The organism is Acinetobacter legionensis, assembly GCF_048552295.1.
Taxonomy (GTDB): Bacteria; Pseudomonadota; Gammaproteobacteria; order Pseudomonadales; family Moraxellaceae; genus Acinetobacter.
Genome location: NZ_JBIMCW010000022.1, coordinates 22,891 through 38,467 on the forward strand (window position 1 = coordinate 22,891; position 15,577 = coordinate 38,467).

Genomic DNA, 15,577 nt, shown 5'->3' on the forward strand with positions numbered 1-15,577 from the left:
GTCAATGCATGCAAGTGATGTAAGCTAAAGCGTACAATGTGATTTTAGACATTGGCATATTGGATGAGTTTGTTTACCACAGATTTGACTGCTTTATTATCAAACTCATTTCCCTCAAAGGTTTCACTCTTACCACGTTGTCCAATATCTCGCAGTTCAATGACTGCATTAGAGTCAATCATGCCAATAAAAGCACAGACTTGTTTAATTTGATCAATTGAACGTGAACCGTTGGTACCGCCATAGCTGATAAAAGCCGAAGGTTTGTTCTGCCATTCTTTATAAACGAAGTCGATGGCATTTTTCAGTACAGGACTATAGCCGTGATTGTATTCTGGTGTAATGAAAATAAACGCATCTCCAGAAGCAACTTTTTTCGCCCATTCTTGCTGTTTAGGCTGATCATAGATTCCTGAGGCGGGTGAGTTTTTTCCGGCAAAGAAAGGTAAATCCCATTCTTTTAAATCTACAATTTCAACATTGAGGGTACTGAAGTCGAGTTTTTGGATTTCTTTAAGTAACCATTCTGCGACTTTAATGGCAACACGACCTTCTCGAATACTGCCCACGATGATTTGGATATTCATTTATTTTCATCTCTATTTTTCTATTAAAACATTATGCGCAATCAAGGTCATAGGTACAGTAGTGATTTGTATATGATTTTAAAATTTTGAGTTAACAATAAGATTGATCAGGATTTGAATTTCCATTCTAATAAGGAAAATTTTAATTTTGAATAGATATGAAAGACGACATTGCACTGATTATGGCTTTACCCAATGAATCTAAAGGGTTATTTGAACAAGCAGGTATCACTGTCCACTATAGCGGGATTGGCAAGATTAATGCAGCCTATACGGCATTCGATGTTATTCAAAAAACCGGCTGTAAAACCATACTGAATTTAGGTAGTGCAGGAAGTTCTTTCTTTGATGCCCATGAGTTGATTGAGGTAAAAACCTTTGTGCAACGTGATATGGATGTTTCCCCACTTGGTTTTGATGTGGGCGTTACGCCAATGGATGAGCATTTTCCACGCGAAATTCATTTAGAATCGTATTTTCCACATTTAGTGCAGGGTGTTTGTGGTACAGGGGATAGTTTTGAAACAGGACAACCCAAAGTGAGCTGTAACTTGGTCGATATGGAAGGCTATGCACTGGCTAAAGTCTGTAAAAAATTAGATGTGCGTTTAGTTTCGATTAAATACATTACAGATGGTGCAAATGACACCGCACATTTAGATTGGGAAGATAATTTATTATTGGGTGCGCAAAAGTTGTTAAAACTATATCAGTCTATTTATTAAAGACTTAGTTTGTTTGAGTATTATATAAAGTTTAAAATTGAGTCTTGGCGACCATAGAACTCTATGGCCGTTTGCCAAAATAACCAATAAGTATATTGGATGATTAATTGCGCGGTAACACACCATATAAAGTCATATGGATTGTATGTTCAATTGCGCGTTGACACATACTTTTATTACGCAAAGTTTTACCAGTCACCATTTCAATTTGAGTACTAAAGTCTGCATAATTTTGAGTCAATGCCCAAATATTAATAATCAGCAATTCAGCATCGATTTGATCTGATATTTTACCTTGCGCCTGCCAGTTTAAAATCACTTTAGCTTTGCGTTTAAAGAGCTTTTTAAGCGGGCCTTTGAGGATCGGTAAAATATGTGGTGCGCCTTGAATCACTTCTAACGCGAAAAGTTTTGAAGCTTTAGGCTGAGTTCTAGAGATTTCAATTTTGGTCATGATGTAATGTGACAAAGCTTCTGTCGGTTCCAATTCTGACTCAAGCGACTGCAACGGTGCTAACCATTTCTGCATAACTGTCGTTAGCACTTCAACATATAAGGCTTCTTTATTTTCATAGTAGTAGAAAATATTGGATTTATGCATATCTGCTAATTGAGCGATTTCATCTAGACTTGCGCCGTTGAAACCATAGACAGAAAATACGTCAAGTGCAGCATTGAGCAGCTGCTGGCGTTTTTGAGCACTCTTTTTTTGTTCCATCGCATCTTTAATCGAAAAACTGATTATTAAATTGTACGGTAAAATGTTTGATTTGTGCACAGAAAGCAGCATTATTTTGGTATATTTCTGATAAATAATGATGAAGTTTTATTATTAAGTCGATCGTAGATCTCTATTATCTAATTTTGCACTAAACTGGAGCAAATCTTATTTTAAAATTCTGTCAGTTATGACTTAATATTTAAATTTTGTGACATTTTTTAGTATAAGGTTAATTTTTGAGTTAATTTAAAAATTAGATAATCTTAAATAGCATGATTTAATTTTCATTTAAGAAAACTGACTAGCTTTAAAATACCCAGCTCATTTTTAATCAATAGAAACAGTTGAAAACTTAAACATATTTGTGACAGCGAACATTTTCTATCCGATCAAAACGACTAAATATTCGATTTAATTATTCAAGATCAGCAACATGGTTCCGCAAGGTAAATATGTAAAGACAAAAATATTCTGCTCGACAATACCTTGCGTTGCCAACAAAAGGGTATTTTGTTGCTGTTCATGTCGCAAGCACAGCACTGAGTACCTGTTGTTCAAGTTCGGCAAATGCTACACCTTTTTGACGTGGACGTGGTAAATCGACTTGAAACTGTTGCGCAATATGTCCTTTATCCAAAAGAATAATACGATCTGCGAGTTGAACTGCTTCACTAACATCATGGGTAACTAGAATGGTGGTAAAGCCTTGTTCTAACCATAACTTTTCAATTAAATTCTGCATTTCTAGTCGCGTCAATGCATCTAAAGCACCTAAAGGTTCATCCAGTAATAAGACTCGTGGTGTATGTGACAAAGCACGAGCAAGCGCCGTTCGTTGACGTTGTCCACCAGAAAGCTGTGATGGCCAAAGTCCAGATTTCTCCTTTAATCCGACCTTTTCTAATAATTGCTCAGCTTTAGAAAATTGGTTTTTGGCTAGACCCAATTGCACATTTTTTAGAATACTTTTCCATGGCAATAAGCGTGGATCTTGGAACATCACCCGAATATCATCTGCAATGATCCCTTCACGGAAATTTAATAAAGATTTAAATTTGATTTCACCATAACTGGGTTGTTCTAAATCGGCAATTAAACGCAGTAGGGTACTTTTACCACAACCGCTGCGTCCCACAATTGCAACGAATTCACCTGCTTCAATGTTTAAATCTAAGTCCTCAAGAACTTTAACTTCGCCATAATATTTATGCAGTTGTTCGATCGAAATTTCTGCACCAATTTTTGCTTGTTGTTCTTCAACAATCTCAGTTGGTGCCACCAAGTCATTGGCATATTGGCTAATGCTTAAATCGGTCATATCAGACTCCTATTTTTGATAACCTGCGTGCCAACGCAATAGGTATTTTTCTAAAAATTGTGCAAATACATCGGCAAGTTTGCCTAAAAGGGCATACAGCAAGATACCTACTAGCACGATATCTGTTTGTAAAAATTCACGCGCATTCATGGTCATATAACCAATTCCAGATTGTGCGGAAATTGTTTCTGCCACAATCAGCAGTACCCAAACCAACCCCAGTGAAAAGCGTAAACCCACTAAAATTGAAGGCATTGCGCCCGGTAAAATAATGTCTTTATACAATTGCCATCTGCTTAACCCATAGCTTTTTCCCATTTCAATCAATTGAGGATCAACTGAACGAATCCCATGATAGGTATTGATGTAGATCGGGAAAAACACACCGACAGCCACTAAAAAGAGTTTTGCAGACTCATCAATTCCAAACCATAAAATAACCAATGGAATCAGCGCCAAAGCTGGAATATTTCGGATCATTTGCAAGGTGGTATCCAATAAGTTGGATGCAACTTTTGATGAACCATTAAGCAGTCCCAAAAATAGACCGAGCCCACCACCAACTAAGAGGCCAAGTAGCGCGCGACCAGCACTGACTTTGACGTGCTGCCAAAGCTCACCGCTGACTAAAAGTGTCCAAAACGCAGAGACTACCGCTGTCGGTGCAGGTAAAACACGGCTTTCAAGCAATCCTGTTTTAGACGCAATTTGCCAAATGACAATCAGTAAAATCGGCACAATCCAAGGCAGCAAACGCTGCCCAATTTGTTTCGTTCCACGTGAAACGGCAGTACTTTTGGCTGGAGCAGCATTGTTAATTAAGGCATTCATGCAGGCTCCTGTAATGGTTTTTTATTCTCTTCAGGGGTGTAATTATTGGCAACGATTTCGCCAAATGGTCCAGTCAAATTAGGTTGCGTGAGTTTCTTGCGTGTTTCCAATGGCAGTAATGGGAATACTAGTTCAGCAAAGCGAATAGATTCTTCCAAATGTGGGTAGCCTGAGAAAATAAAGGTATTGATGCCTAAATCTGCATATTCTTGGATACGATCTGCAACAGTCTGAGGATCACCGACCAAAGCCGTACCTGCACCGCCACGAACGAGTCCAACTCCTGCCCAAAGGTTTGGCGATACTTCAAGCTTACTACGATCACCATTATGTAGTTCAGCCATACGGCGCTGACCGACGGAATCCATTTGTTTAAATTTTTTCTGTGCAGCGGCGATCGTCGCATCATCTACATATTGGATCAGTTCATTGGCAGCTTGCCATGCTTGTTCATTGGTCTCACGAACAATGACATGTAAACGAATACCATAATTAAGTTGACGACCTTTGGCATCGGCTTTCGCTTTCACTACTGCAATTTTTTCTTTGACTGCAGCAGGTGGTTCGCCCCAAGTCAAATAGGTATCAACTTGCTCAGCAGCCAATTCAATCGCATCTTCAGAAGAGCCCCCAAACCAGAGTGGTGGGTAAGGTGCTTGAATTGGTGGATAAAGCAACTTGGCCTCATCTACACTTAAACGTTCGCCATGGAAGGTAAATGATTCACCTGTATGTGAACGTTTTAAAATTTCACGCCAAATCGTGGTGTATTCAGCTGCTGTTTTATAACGTGAAGCGTGGTCTTCGTATACGCCATCACCTTTCAGTTCTTGCTCATCGCCGCCTGTAACGAGGTTGAGTAAAACCCGTCCATTTGATAGACGATCAAAAGTTGCAGCCATACGTGCCGCGAGTGCAGGCGTTGTTACACCTGGACGTAACGCAACCAAGAATTTTAAATTTTTAGTCGCATCAATCAGGCTCGCAGCAGTAATCCATGGATCTTCACATGAACGTCCCGTGGGAATGAGTACACCTTCATAGCCCAAATTATCCACAGCTACAGCAATTTGTTTCATATAAGCATGGTCAACTTGGCGAGCGCCTTTGCTTGTACCTAAATAACGACTGTCACCGTGAGTAGGAATAAACCAGAAGATTTTCATTACATTCATCCTTAGAAAATATTATTTCGCAGTCCAAACCGCTTGTTTGATATCAATGCTGTTTGGAATAATTTTGAGTTCGCTAAAACGATTGGCCAGCTGTTGCTGATCTGCAATTACTTTTGCTGAAAGCGGTGCTGCACCCGAAGGTCTTGGGCGTCGCTCAATAAAAGTTTGACTAACTTTCGGTTTTAAACCAGTGCTTTGCCCGATGGCTTGCGCTGTTGCGACACGATTGGCTTGTACCCATTTATCAGCAGTATTAATTTGCTGGATAATGCCTTTAACTGCTTGAGGATATTTCTTTACAAAATCTGGCGATGCCAAATAGAAGGTATAATTTGGACTTAAACCCTGCCCTGAGGCGAGGATACGCGCCTGATCTTCAACTTGAGCAGAAGCAAAGAATGGGTCCCAAATCGCCCAAGCGTCGACAGCACCTTTTTGAAATGCAGCACGGGCATCAGCAGGGGTTAACCAAATCGGTTGAATGTCTGACCATTGCAAACCAGCTTTACGGACAGCTTGTACCAATAAATAATGCGCACTTGAGCCTTTCTGTAACGCAATACGTTTACCTTTCAACTCATTCAGTTTGGTGATTTTTGAATCTTTAGGCACTAAAATTGCCGAAGCCAACGGCTTGGCTGCTTCATAGGCAATGTAGTACAGCGGTTTATTCGCGGCTTGGGCATATACTGGTGGGGTATCGCCAGTGACACCAACATCCAGAGAACCTACAGCAAGGGCTTCTAAAATTTGAGGACCCGCAGGGAATTCATTCCAAGTGATTTTGGCATTTGGAAATTCTTTCTCATACAATTTTTGTTGTTTGGCGATTGCAAAATTAATAGAACTTTTTTGAAAGCCAATACGTAATTCTTTTACCGTTGGATCGATTGCCCACACAGAGGCTGAACCCAGCATTGCGCTACAGATCAACATCGTGGTCATGGCATGAGTCGTTGCATTGAACCATGAGGCTGTGTTTTGTTGTCCGATTTGCTGGGTCATATTGATGTCCTCTTTAACGGAGCTGTTGGCGAAATTAATTCGCTAAAACAGCTGCTTGAATGTTGATTTTATTCGGAATGAGTTTTTGTTGATAAAAAGCATCTGCGACAGCTTGCTGTTTCTTTACCACATCGTTAGAAATTGGAGTCACACCAAAACCCATACGAGAAATTGAGGTATTCAAAATATCAAGCGGTAAGCCTGTCGGTTTTTCTAAGAGTTTTGCCGCATCGGTTTGATGTTGAGACACCCACTGCGTTGTCGTATTCAGTTCATTGACCACAATTTTTAAAACATCGGGATGTTGTTCAGCAAACTTACGATCAGCCAAATAGAATTGGTGGTTATTGACCAAGTTTTGACCTGTCGCAATGACTTTGGCATTGAGTTGTTTTTCAGCAGCAGCAAAGAACGGATCCCAAATGAGCCAAGCATCTACAGCACCTTTTTCAAAGGCAGCACGTGCATCAGCTGGTGGTAGGTAGACCACTTGAATATCATCAAGTTTTAAATGATTTGCTTCTAAAACTTTGAGTAAAAGATAATGTACATTTGAACCTTTATTCAAAACTACACGCTTACCTTTTAAATCTTGGACTGATTGAATGGCTGAATCTTTCGGCACAATTAAGGCTTCAGCCAAAGGTGCAGCAGGTTGATTGGCAACATAGACCAGATTTGAGTTTGCAGCTTGGGCGAAAATAGGCGGTGCTTCCCCAGATTCACCAAAGGCCACACTACCGACATTTAAACCTTCTAGGAGTTGAGGACCAGCAGGGAATTCAACCCATTTCACATTTACCCCTTTTTCCTTTAGGGCTTTATCTAAGTCGCCACGTGCTTTGATAATGGGCAAGACCCCATATTTTTGAAAACCGATATTTAAGGTTGTGGTTTCTTGTGGTTTTGAGCATCCAGTAAGCATCATGATGGTGGCAAGGCTAGCACTAATAAGGGTGATTTTTTTCCACGAAGGTTGAAATAAGCTCGCCATGAGTCACGATGCTCCTATAAAGTCAGAAAAAGGCATGAGCATCAGCTTAAAAGGCTTTGTATTTTCAAAAAAATAAGTTTTTAGTGATTGCTAATGAAAAAAACAGATAAATAATTAACTGCTAAGCTTAGCTGTAAATGAGAAATATAAAGTGGATATTCTATAAAAATATAATGTTATAAGAATTTGAAAATTATGATGTTATTTGTATTATTCAATCACCATATATAGATTCCACCCTCAAGAATAAGAAAATATTCTGCTTGATGGAATCTATAGCGATAAGCTTAGCAGCAAATGTGATAATTGATAGAGAATAAAAAAATTCATCAATTTTAAGCAATTGATTTTTTAAAGACCATCGAATTACGTTGATAGTTATACAGCGCTTGTCGGGCTTCGGGTAAATCATCAACATTTGCCAGTTTAAATCCATGCTCTAAGAACCAGTGTGCGGTTCGCGTGGTTAATACAAACAGTTGTTGAATACCCAATTGACGTGCATTTTCTTCTAGGAAATGCAAAATTTGGCTACCACGATTAGATTTGCGATAGCTTGGGTGTACGGCTACACAAGCAATTTCGGCCGATTGCACTTCATTGTCTGTTGATGGAATCGGGTAGAGCGCAGCACAGGCGAGAATTGTTCCATCTCGTTCAATGACGGCAAACTTTTCGATTTCATTTTCTAAACGTTCGCGTGAGCGATAGACTAAAATACCTTCATCTTCCAAAGGGCGTAATAGATTAATCAAACCGCCAACATCACCAATATTTGCCATACGAACTTCTTCATAATGGGCATCGGTGATCATGGTGCCATGTCCATCACGAGTGAAGAGCTCTTTGATCAATGCACCATCATCGCTATAGGAAAGCAGATGAACGCGATTTACGCCTTTTAGTGAGGCTTCTTTTGCATTGTGCAAATGCAAAGCGATTTCAAAATTTGAATCTTGGTATTTTTCAATATGCTTATCGAGTTGCTGCGGGGTAATTTCACGTCTCAATTGCCCATATTCATCCATTAAGCCCTGTTGATTGCCTAAAAAAATCAATTTATCGGCTTTGATATGAATGGCCGTTTTTGTCGCAACTTCTTCTGCAAGCAAGTTAAATACTTCACCTGTGGTGGAATACCCTGTAGGGCCAAGTAACACAATATTTTGATTGCCTAAATGGCGTTGAATGGCTTCAGTATCAATCGTGCGAACTTCGCCAGTGAGTTGGAAATCGACACCATCACGAATGCCATACGGCTTTGCTGTGACAAAATTACCTGAGACCACATCAATGCGTGCGCCAAACATAGGTGAATTGGCTAGTCCCATAGACAATAAAGCTTCGATTTGTAGACGAATCGAACCAACGGCACTCATAACACAAGGCAGTGATTCACGTGTGGTGACACGACGGTTGATATGGATCGGGCTTTGAATTTTATTGTGAAGCAAGTTGGCCGTAATTTGCGGGCGAGCGCCGTGGACTAAAATGAGTCGTATGCCCAATGAATGCAGTAGCGCAATATCATGGATAATATGCTGAAAATTGTCATGTTCAACGGCTTCACCACCAAACATCAATACAAAAGTTTTACCACGATGGGCATTGATATAGGGTGCAGAGTGACGAAACCAATGCACGTATTCTTGCGTTGTGCTTTGTATTGTTTCTAAACTGTCGGTTTGCATGCCTATCTCAGTATTGATGATTGCGATACAGCGATTCTAAACAAAAATAGTGCAAGAATAATAGTCAAAATAAAAAAAGCACTCGAACGTGGGAGGACGAGTGCAAAAGGGTCATATGCGTGTTGCGATTCACATTGGATTATTGAGTTAAAAACCAAATATTTTAAGGATTACTGTTCATTGAAATTACATAAGTTAATCTTTTCATTTTGAACAATTTAATGAGGATATTTGTCTTTCCTGACTAACTCAATAATTAACCAGTTCAGATTAAATCTAATCGTAAAATATAGAGAAACTATGGAGATATAAATGAAAGTATGTAGTTTATTTATTTGCCCAATCAATTAGATTTTAATCATATTCTCAAAATATGAAAAAACCCAAGCTGAGTTGGGTTTAAAAGTTAAAATATCGACATTAACCAATCACACGAATAATACGATTATTTCGCTCATTTACCAGCACATAATCACCATTTACTTTATACCATTGCTGATATCTTCCAGGTTTAGGTAACTGGCGGTAGTTTTTATAATTGACATGATAACGCGAAGAATTGAATTGAGTCGGGAAGTATTGCCCTGAGCGCCAGCGCTGACTCGAATTTACTCGGTTGTCATAATGGTTGTTGTTATTCCAACGATTGTCATATTTATGATCCCAATGGCTTTGTTGATAGCGATTGTGATCATTTCGATGATAATCATGCGGTGCAGCCATCGCAGACGTTGCAATCAGCGCACTCATCGATAAAGCCAGTGTCGTTAAGATATTTTTCATTTGATTCACCTGAATTGAACTTTTGTCCTTTGATGTAATTAAATTACTCAATAATTTGAGATAAACGGTGAGCAAGATTTAGGTGAATTGTGAAATGTATGAAGACTTGATGAAGAGACCCATTGAGGTTTTTCTTTTCATAAATAAAAAAGCCCAAAAAGAATTTGGGCTGTAAATATCGTAGTTTGGATATTATCGAATCACACGGATAATATGGTGGTTGCGTTCATTAACCAGTACATAATGACCATCTACTTTATACCAGCGTTCAAATTTAGCCGGTTGATGCAGGTTTTTGTATGCACGATAATCATTCACATAATAGCGATTGTCATGATAACGATCAGGTAAAATTACACCTTCTCGCCATTCAAATTTTTCATGTGATGCAACAGGGCGATGATTTTGACCATGATCCCAGTCAGCCATTGCTGAAGTAGCAACTAAGGCACTGAGTGATAGTGTGATTGCGCTTAGAACTTTTCTCATTTGAATCGACCTTTTCAGACGGATGCTTTATCCGATCATTCAAATTACAATTTAAGTTAAGATGAAAAATGGAGAAATATCATTCAATTGTCAATTTTATGGAGGTTTCTAGAGTTTTTTAAAAACAGATTGTAAATGATGAAATTTAGACAAAAAAAAGCTCAAACAAAAAGGTGTTTGAGCCTATGAAACCAAAATATTTAAAAACTACATCCCTCGGATATTCACAATATTATTATTGTCTGAGTCGACCAAGATATAGTCATTGTTGATCTTATACCATTGTTGATTACGTGAAGGCTTTGGAAGATTTTCATCTTTATAATCAACTTTGTAACTATTACCACGATAATGTTGTGGCATTACATAACCCATTTGCCATTTGTGCTGTTGCAAACGTTTTACACCACGTTCTTCACGTTCACGACGCTGTTCTTGAATGTTGTCGTCATCATTACCACGATCACGATGATTGCGTCCACGATCTCCACGTTCGCTTTTGCCACGATCAAAACCATTGTCATTGTCAAAATGAGGACCTGCACTGCTGATCTGAGCCGTCAACAGCGTTGATAAAGAGATGGCGATGATCGCTAAAATCTTTTTCATAATCGTCCTCGCTTATTCAATATGTTTATTTTGACCTCACTACTGTACTGCTAAATTGCAGAGAAACTGTGAAGAAAGTTCAGTTTTTCATTTAAAATGACAGACATAATAAAAACATATTTCTGTAAAAGTGAAAAGAGTTATTGCAAAGCTTTGAGCTGTAATGCATCGCAGCAAATTTTTTTAAGCGGAATAGGTGGCAAAAAAATGTAAATATTTATGAAAATAAACTTGTATGTAGCCTTAGAGAGATGACCCCGTTATAAATTGAGCCTGAATGGTTAATACCACTGCTGATTCATCTCCTTTAAACAATTGATTGCTTTAATCATATCTTTGGCTTGATGGGCATCATCTAAGGCCTGAATAAACTGATTTGGAAGCTGTAATTGTTCGATAGAACGAATCATCTCTACTTTATGTTTTAAATCTTTCATAAAAAAACGCCTCAAATTGATCTGCTTAACTTGAGTACCACTATAGAGTAAGCGTTGTTATTTAAGAAACTGAATAAAATTATAATTTTTATTGGGTAAAACGATTTTGATATGGGCTTTTATTAAATTTTTATTTTGACTCTATGACCAATATTTTAAATGACAGAATCCCTTATGATTTTCTCCACACTTCGAAAAGCGTGGAGAAAGAGAGATGTCAACAGACCCTAATCTTGTGCGTCGATACTCTCACCATTCAACGCAAGGCTATCATCTCCCATGAGGTAGAGATAAGCAGGCATGATGGCTTCAGGTGATGGTAAAACCTTTGGATCTTCATCAGGATAAGCTTTGGCACGCATAGCGGTACGGGTCCCACCTGGGTTGATACAATTATATCGAATATTTGGATAAGTATTTTCTTTAGCAAATATTTTACTGACCGCTTCAATCGCAATCTTTGAAACCGAGTAAGCGCCCCATTGCGCACGTGCTTCACGTCCTACACCAGAGCTGGCGAAAACGACTGATGCATTTTCTGATTTTTCCAGTAAAGGCAGTAATTCTTGGGTGAGCACAAAGGGTGCACGTAAATTCACCGCCATCACATCATCCCAAACCTCTTCTGGATAATGTGCCAACTCAACACGCTCTCCTAAGATTCCGGCATTATGCAAAATACCATCTAAGCGGCCAAATTGTTGCTCTAGAGTATCGACAAGCAGTTCATAGTCACGTGAAGAGGCAGTAGAAAGCTGCAAAGGAAGAATGGCAGGTTGCGGGGCACCAAGTGATTCAATTTCATCATAAATGACTTCAAGTTTATTGAGCGTGCGACCATGTAACACGACTGTTGCGCCGTGTAAGGCGTAGCTGAGCGCAGCTGCACGTCCAATACCGTCTCCCGCACCCGTAATAAGGATAATTTTATCCTTCAATAAATCTGGGCGAGGTTGATATTCTGAATACTTCATTGGAGACCTCCTATAGTTGTTATGATGTCATTTAGGCTTTGGACGCAATGTCGTTACCCAATCAAACAATGTTTCTCATCATTTAGAATGATTAAATTTTATATGTCTTACTTTGCACTGTTGGAAAAGAACTGCTTCTCGTAAAGCGAGCCGAAGTGCCAACAGAGCTATCTTCTATATAAAAACATTGAAACATCATATTCAAGATGTTTCAGTGTTATTTATCATGTTGTTGGGTAAATTGAATGATTTTCTTGAACTTTAACTATTCACAAGTTTTCGAATAACTTGATGTAATTCATCGACATTCTCTACGATACAGTCGGCTTGCCAAGCATTTAAATCATCTTTGTACTGTAATGGTAAATAACCATATGCTGCGAGGATTGTATACATTTGCGCATTACGTCCTGCATCAATATCGCGCGGATGATCACCCACATAAATACATTGTTCAGGTGCAATCTCAATTTGCTTTGCCGCCAGATACATTGGCTCAGGATCTGGTTTGGTCTGAGCGACATCTTCAGGACAGACCAGAACAGCACAACGTTGTGTGAGGTTCAATGCGTTCAATAATGATTCACTTAACCAACGTGGTTTATTGGTCACAATACCCCAAGGGATCTGTTGGCTTTCTAACTCTGCCAAAAGTGGATACATACCAGCAAACAGGTCTGTGTCTACAGCAATGTCATCACCATACTGATCTAAAAAGCGTTGGCGATGCACTAAAAAGACTGGATCATCCACTTCGAGTTCAGGATAAACCAGTTTTACCATTGCACGTGCGCCCTCAGAAACCTGAGTACGGATCAAATCCGCATCAACCACTGCACGTCCTTCTTCTCGACACATATTTTGAATAATACGGATAAAATCCGCAGCCGTATCAATCAGTGTTCCGTCTAAATCAAAAAGAACAGCTTGCATCAAACACCTTCATTCACAGTATAAACCATGTAATTCACATCAACATTGGGCGCAAGCCAGTAATGCTTTGTGAGTGGGTTGTAGTGTAAGCCAGTCATATCTTTAAGTTTTAAACCTGAGTTACGAATGTCATCTGCAAGTTCAGACGGTTTAATAAATTTATGATAATCATGGGTGCCTTTTTTCAATAAACGTAATACATATTCCGCACCAATAATTGCGAATAAATAAGATTTAGGATTACGGTTAATTGTTGAGAAAAACACATGACCATTTGGTTTAACTAACTTTTGACACGCTTGGATGATGGATGCTGGGTCAGGAACATGTTCTAGCATTTCCATACATGTAACAATATCGTATTGTCCTGCTTGTTCTTCTGCGAGTTGTTCCACAGGAACCTGGCGATATTCAATATTTTGAACATTTTCCTGTTCAGCGTGTAAGCGAGCCACATTCAATGGCGCTGCCCCCATATCGATACCTAAAACATCGGCACCACGACGCGCCATACTTTCAGCCAAAATCCCGCCGCCACAGCCCACATCAAGAATCTTTTTGCCTGTAAGACCATTGGCATGTTCATCAACCCAGTTTAAACGCAGTGGATTGATTTGATGTAAAGGTCTGAACTCAGAGTGTTGATCCCACCATAAAGCAGCAAGTGCTTCAAATTTAGCAATTTCCTGTGGATCAACATTAAGTTGCGACATGCCGGACACCTCTAAGTAAATTGTTTTAATCAAAAATTAAGTTCAGTTATGCTAGTGTTTGTTAACACTTCGTCTATTTATGAAATATCAACAGACCCTAGTGTAACCATAAATCCAGAAAAAGCGATGAATCGTGTAAAAAACTTCACAGAAGGAAAACGATTTTCCCATATTTGTTTTATAGTGAATGCATAAGCTATACGAGATGACTACGAGGACAATAAAGTCAATGAAAAAATTTATTTTAGGTGGCATGACTGCCATAGTGATGGCATTTTCTGTAAATGCCATGGCTGCTGATTTTGTTGCAGGTAAAGATTATACCGTGGTGCAAAACCCAGGAAAAGTTTCAGTTCCGGGTAAAATTGAAGTACGTGAGTTTTTTTGGTATGGATGCCCTCACTGCTTTACATTAGAACCGCATATGCAAGCGTGGTTAAAGAAGATCCCTAAAGATGTTAACTTTATCCGTACACCTGCAGCAATGAATCCATTATGGGAACAAGGTGCTCGTGCATATTATGTGAGTGAAGCATTGGGTGTACGTAAACGTACGCATTTGCCTTTATTCCATACCAATCATGCAGGTAATCAGCAAGTTCTACAAAAAGATGCTTTTGCTAAATTCTTTACTCAGTACGGTGTGCCTGAGGCGAAATTTAACAGTATGTATAGTTCTTTTGCGATCACTGCAAAAATTGCTGAATCAAACCAATTGGCACAACAGTACCAGCTTTCAGGGGTGCCTGCTGTTGTGGTAAATGGTAAATATGTGGTTCAAGGTGAAGATGGTAAAGTGACGCAAGTTGTTGACTATCTGATCAATAAAGAACGTAAAGCCAAATAAGCTTTGCTGTTTTTAAAACCCGCAATTGAATTGCGGGTTTTTTTATTGCTGGTGATATACAGACGAGTTTGGGAAATAAATTAAGCTCTATCTCGGTCCCAATTTTCGATGCCTTTAAAAATTAAGCGGATTTGCGTCACCGATTGTTTTTTAAGCACCATTTTTTGTAACTCAAGTTCGATGCCTGAGTATTGGCGAGATAAGTTAATCCATGACATTGCCCAAGTAAAAGATAAATTAATCAAAATATTGGTGATCACTTTTAAATCATTTTCATCATGAAAATTTGCGATAACTTCAAACTTCTTTAACGCATTGGCAAGGTCATCGTTTAGGAAGTCAATTTCACGGGCGATGGCTTTACGCACAACTTCTGAACCACCCCAACGTTCCGCGATCATAAAAATCCATTGTTGCGAACTGCTGTCTACAGCCTCAAAAAACAGTGCCATGCTGGTTTTGGTTTTCGCTTCAGGATGCGCTAGGCCTTTGCCTAATTGATGTAGGACATTCTTTAAATAAAGCGCAACTTGATCCACCAGCTCTTTGCCCAACTCATCCATATCTTGGAAATGGCGATAAAACGCTGTCGGAACCAAACCAACTTCACGGGCAACTTCTCGCAAACTGATACTCGAAAATGAACGACCCGATGTGCTTAAGGTTAAAGCAGCATCAAGTAAAGCCTGACGGCTTTGCTGTTTTCGTTCATCGCGTATCGACATTCTGGTATCCAAAGATTTTT

18 protein-coding genes are annotated in these 15,577 nt (G+C 39.1%); 2 read left to right on the forward strand and 16 right to left on the reverse strand.

Features of this window, described 5'->3' with window-relative positions:
• Nucleotides 1-44: 44 nt before the first annotated feature.
• Nucleotides 45-587, reverse strand: a complete 543-nt coding sequence (locus tag ACG916_RS15940; protein ID WP_419330514.1) for an NADPH-dependent FMN reductase — start codon at nt 585-587, stop codon at nt 45-47.
• A 158-nt stretch (nt 588-745) separates the two neighbouring features.
• On the opposite strand from ACG916_RS15940, the gene ACG916_RS15945 reads away from it, so the two are divergent.
• Nucleotides 746-1,312: a 5'-methylthioadenosine/S-adenosylhomocysteine nucleosidase family protein gene (locus ACG916_RS15945; RefSeq protein WP_419330516.1), complete on the forward strand. Its 567-nt coding sequence runs from the start codon at nt 746-748 to the stop codon at nt 1,310-1,312.
• A gap of 103 nt (nt 1,313-1,415) precedes the next feature.
• Here ACG916_RS15945 and ACG916_RS15950 read toward each other — a convergent pair whose 3' ends face one another.
• From ACG916_RS15950 to ubiG, 14 genes are all read right to left on the reverse strand, one after another.
• Nucleotides 1,416-2,030, reverse strand: coding sequence for a TetR/AcrR family transcriptional regulator (locus tag ACG916_RS15950; RefSeq protein ID WP_016539535.1), 615 nt, complete (start codon nt 2,028-2,030; stop codon nt 1,416-1,418).
• 523 nt (nt 2,031-2,553) lie between these two features.
• Complete coding sequence (locus tag ACG916_RS15955) at nt 2,554-3,351, reverse strand: ATP-binding cassette domain-containing protein (protein ID WP_105714168.1); 798 nt, start codon at nt 3,349-3,351, stop codon at nt 2,554-2,556.
• Between the two features lie 9 nt (nt 3,352-3,360).
• The gene (ssuC, locus tag ACG916_RS15960; protein WP_004723544.1) at nt 3,361-4,182 is read right to left on the reverse strand and encodes an aliphatic sulfonate ABC transporter permease SsuC; all 822 of its coding nucleotides are present in this window, start codon (nt 4,180-4,182) and stop codon (nt 3,361-3,363) included.
• Complete coding sequence (gene ssuD / locus ACG916_RS15965) at nt 4,179-5,348, reverse strand: FMNH2-dependent alkanesulfonate monooxygenase (RefSeq protein ID WP_004823601.1); 1,170 nt, start codon at nt 5,346-5,348, stop codon at nt 4,179-4,181. Before ssuD ends, ssuC begins: the two co-directional genes overlap by 4 nt.
• 21 nt (nt 5,349-5,369) lie before the next feature.
• Entirely contained in the window at nt 5,370-6,302 is a 933-nt protein-coding gene (locus ACG916_RS15970; protein ID WP_085942780.1) for a sulfonate ABC transporter substrate-binding protein, read from the reverse strand.
• A gap of 94 nt (nt 6,303-6,396) precedes the next feature.
• Nucleotides 6,397-7,356 carry a sulfonate ABC transporter substrate-binding protein gene (locus ACG916_RS15975; RefSeq protein WP_419330518.1) on the reverse strand — a complete coding sequence of 320 codons (960 nt, stop codon included), beginning with the start codon at nt 7,354-7,356 and terminating at the stop codon, nt 6,397-6,399.
• A 335-nt stretch (nt 7,357-7,691) separates the two neighbouring features.
• Nucleotides 7,692-9,047, reverse strand: coding sequence for an amino-acid N-acetyltransferase (gene argA / locus ACG916_RS15980; RefSeq protein WP_151956703.1), 1,356 nt, complete (start codon nt 9,045-9,047; stop codon nt 7,692-7,694).
• 420 nt (nt 9,048-9,467) lie between these two features.
• Nucleotides 9,468-9,830, reverse strand: a complete 363-nt coding sequence (locus ACG916_RS15985) for an RcnB family protein (RefSeq protein WP_419303384.1) — start codon at nt 9,828-9,830, stop codon at nt 9,468-9,470.
• 192 nt (nt 9,831-10,022) lie between these two features.
• On the reverse strand, nt 10,023-10,319 hold the full coding sequence (locus tag ACG916_RS15990; protein ID WP_419330520.1) for an RcnB family protein: 297 nt from the start codon (nt 10,317-10,319) through the stop codon (nt 10,023-10,025).
• A 207-nt stretch (nt 10,320-10,526) separates the two neighbouring features.
• Complete coding sequence (locus ACG916_RS15995) at nt 10,527-10,928, reverse strand: RcnB family protein (RefSeq protein WP_004723537.1); 402 nt, start codon at nt 10,926-10,928, stop codon at nt 10,527-10,529.
• A 281-nt stretch (nt 10,929-11,209) separates the two neighbouring features.
• Nucleotides 11,210-11,365, reverse strand: a complete 156-nt coding sequence (locus tag ACG916_RS16000) for a hypothetical protein (protein ID WP_171500336.1) — start codon at nt 11,363-11,365, stop codon at nt 11,210-11,212.
• Nucleotides 11,366-11,592: 227 nt separating this feature from the next.
• Nucleotides 11,593-12,339 carry a YciK family oxidoreductase gene (locus ACG916_RS16005; RefSeq protein ID WP_004723535.1) on the reverse strand — a complete coding sequence of 249 codons (747 nt, stop codon included), beginning with the start codon at nt 12,337-12,339 and terminating at the stop codon, nt 11,593-11,595.
• Nucleotides 12,340-12,600: 261 nt separating this feature from the next.
• Nucleotides 12,601-13,275 (reverse strand): HAD family hydrolase, encoded by a 675-nt coding sequence (locus tag ACG916_RS16010; protein WP_170266086.1) that lies wholly within the window; start codon nt 13,273-13,275, stop codon nt 12,601-12,603.
• Nucleotides 13,272-13,985, reverse strand: coding sequence for a bifunctional 2-polyprenyl-6-hydroxyphenol methylase/3-demethylubiquinol 3-O-methyltransferase UbiG (gene ubiG, locus ACG916_RS16015; protein WP_004723533.1), 714 nt, complete (start codon nt 13,983-13,985; stop codon nt 13,272-13,274). Before ubiG ends, ACG916_RS16010 begins: the two co-directional genes overlap by 4 nt.
• Before the next feature lie 229 nt (nt 13,986-14,214).
• On the opposite strand from ubiG, the gene ACG916_RS16020 reads away from it, so the two are divergent.
• On the forward strand, nt 14,215-14,832 hold the full coding sequence (locus ACG916_RS16020; protein WP_419330523.1) for a thiol:disulfide interchange protein DsbA/DsbL: 618 nt from the start codon (nt 14,215-14,217) through the stop codon (nt 14,830-14,832).
• Between the two features lie 80 nt (nt 14,833-14,912).
• On the opposite strand, the gene ACG916_RS16025 is transcribed toward ACG916_RS16020, so the two are convergent.
• A complete protein-coding gene (locus ACG916_RS16025; RefSeq protein ID WP_056518244.1) occupies nt 14,913-15,557 on the reverse strand; it encodes a TetR family transcriptional regulator in 645 nt (214 codons plus the stop codon).
• Between the last annotated feature and the right edge of the window lie 20 nt (nt 15,558-15,577).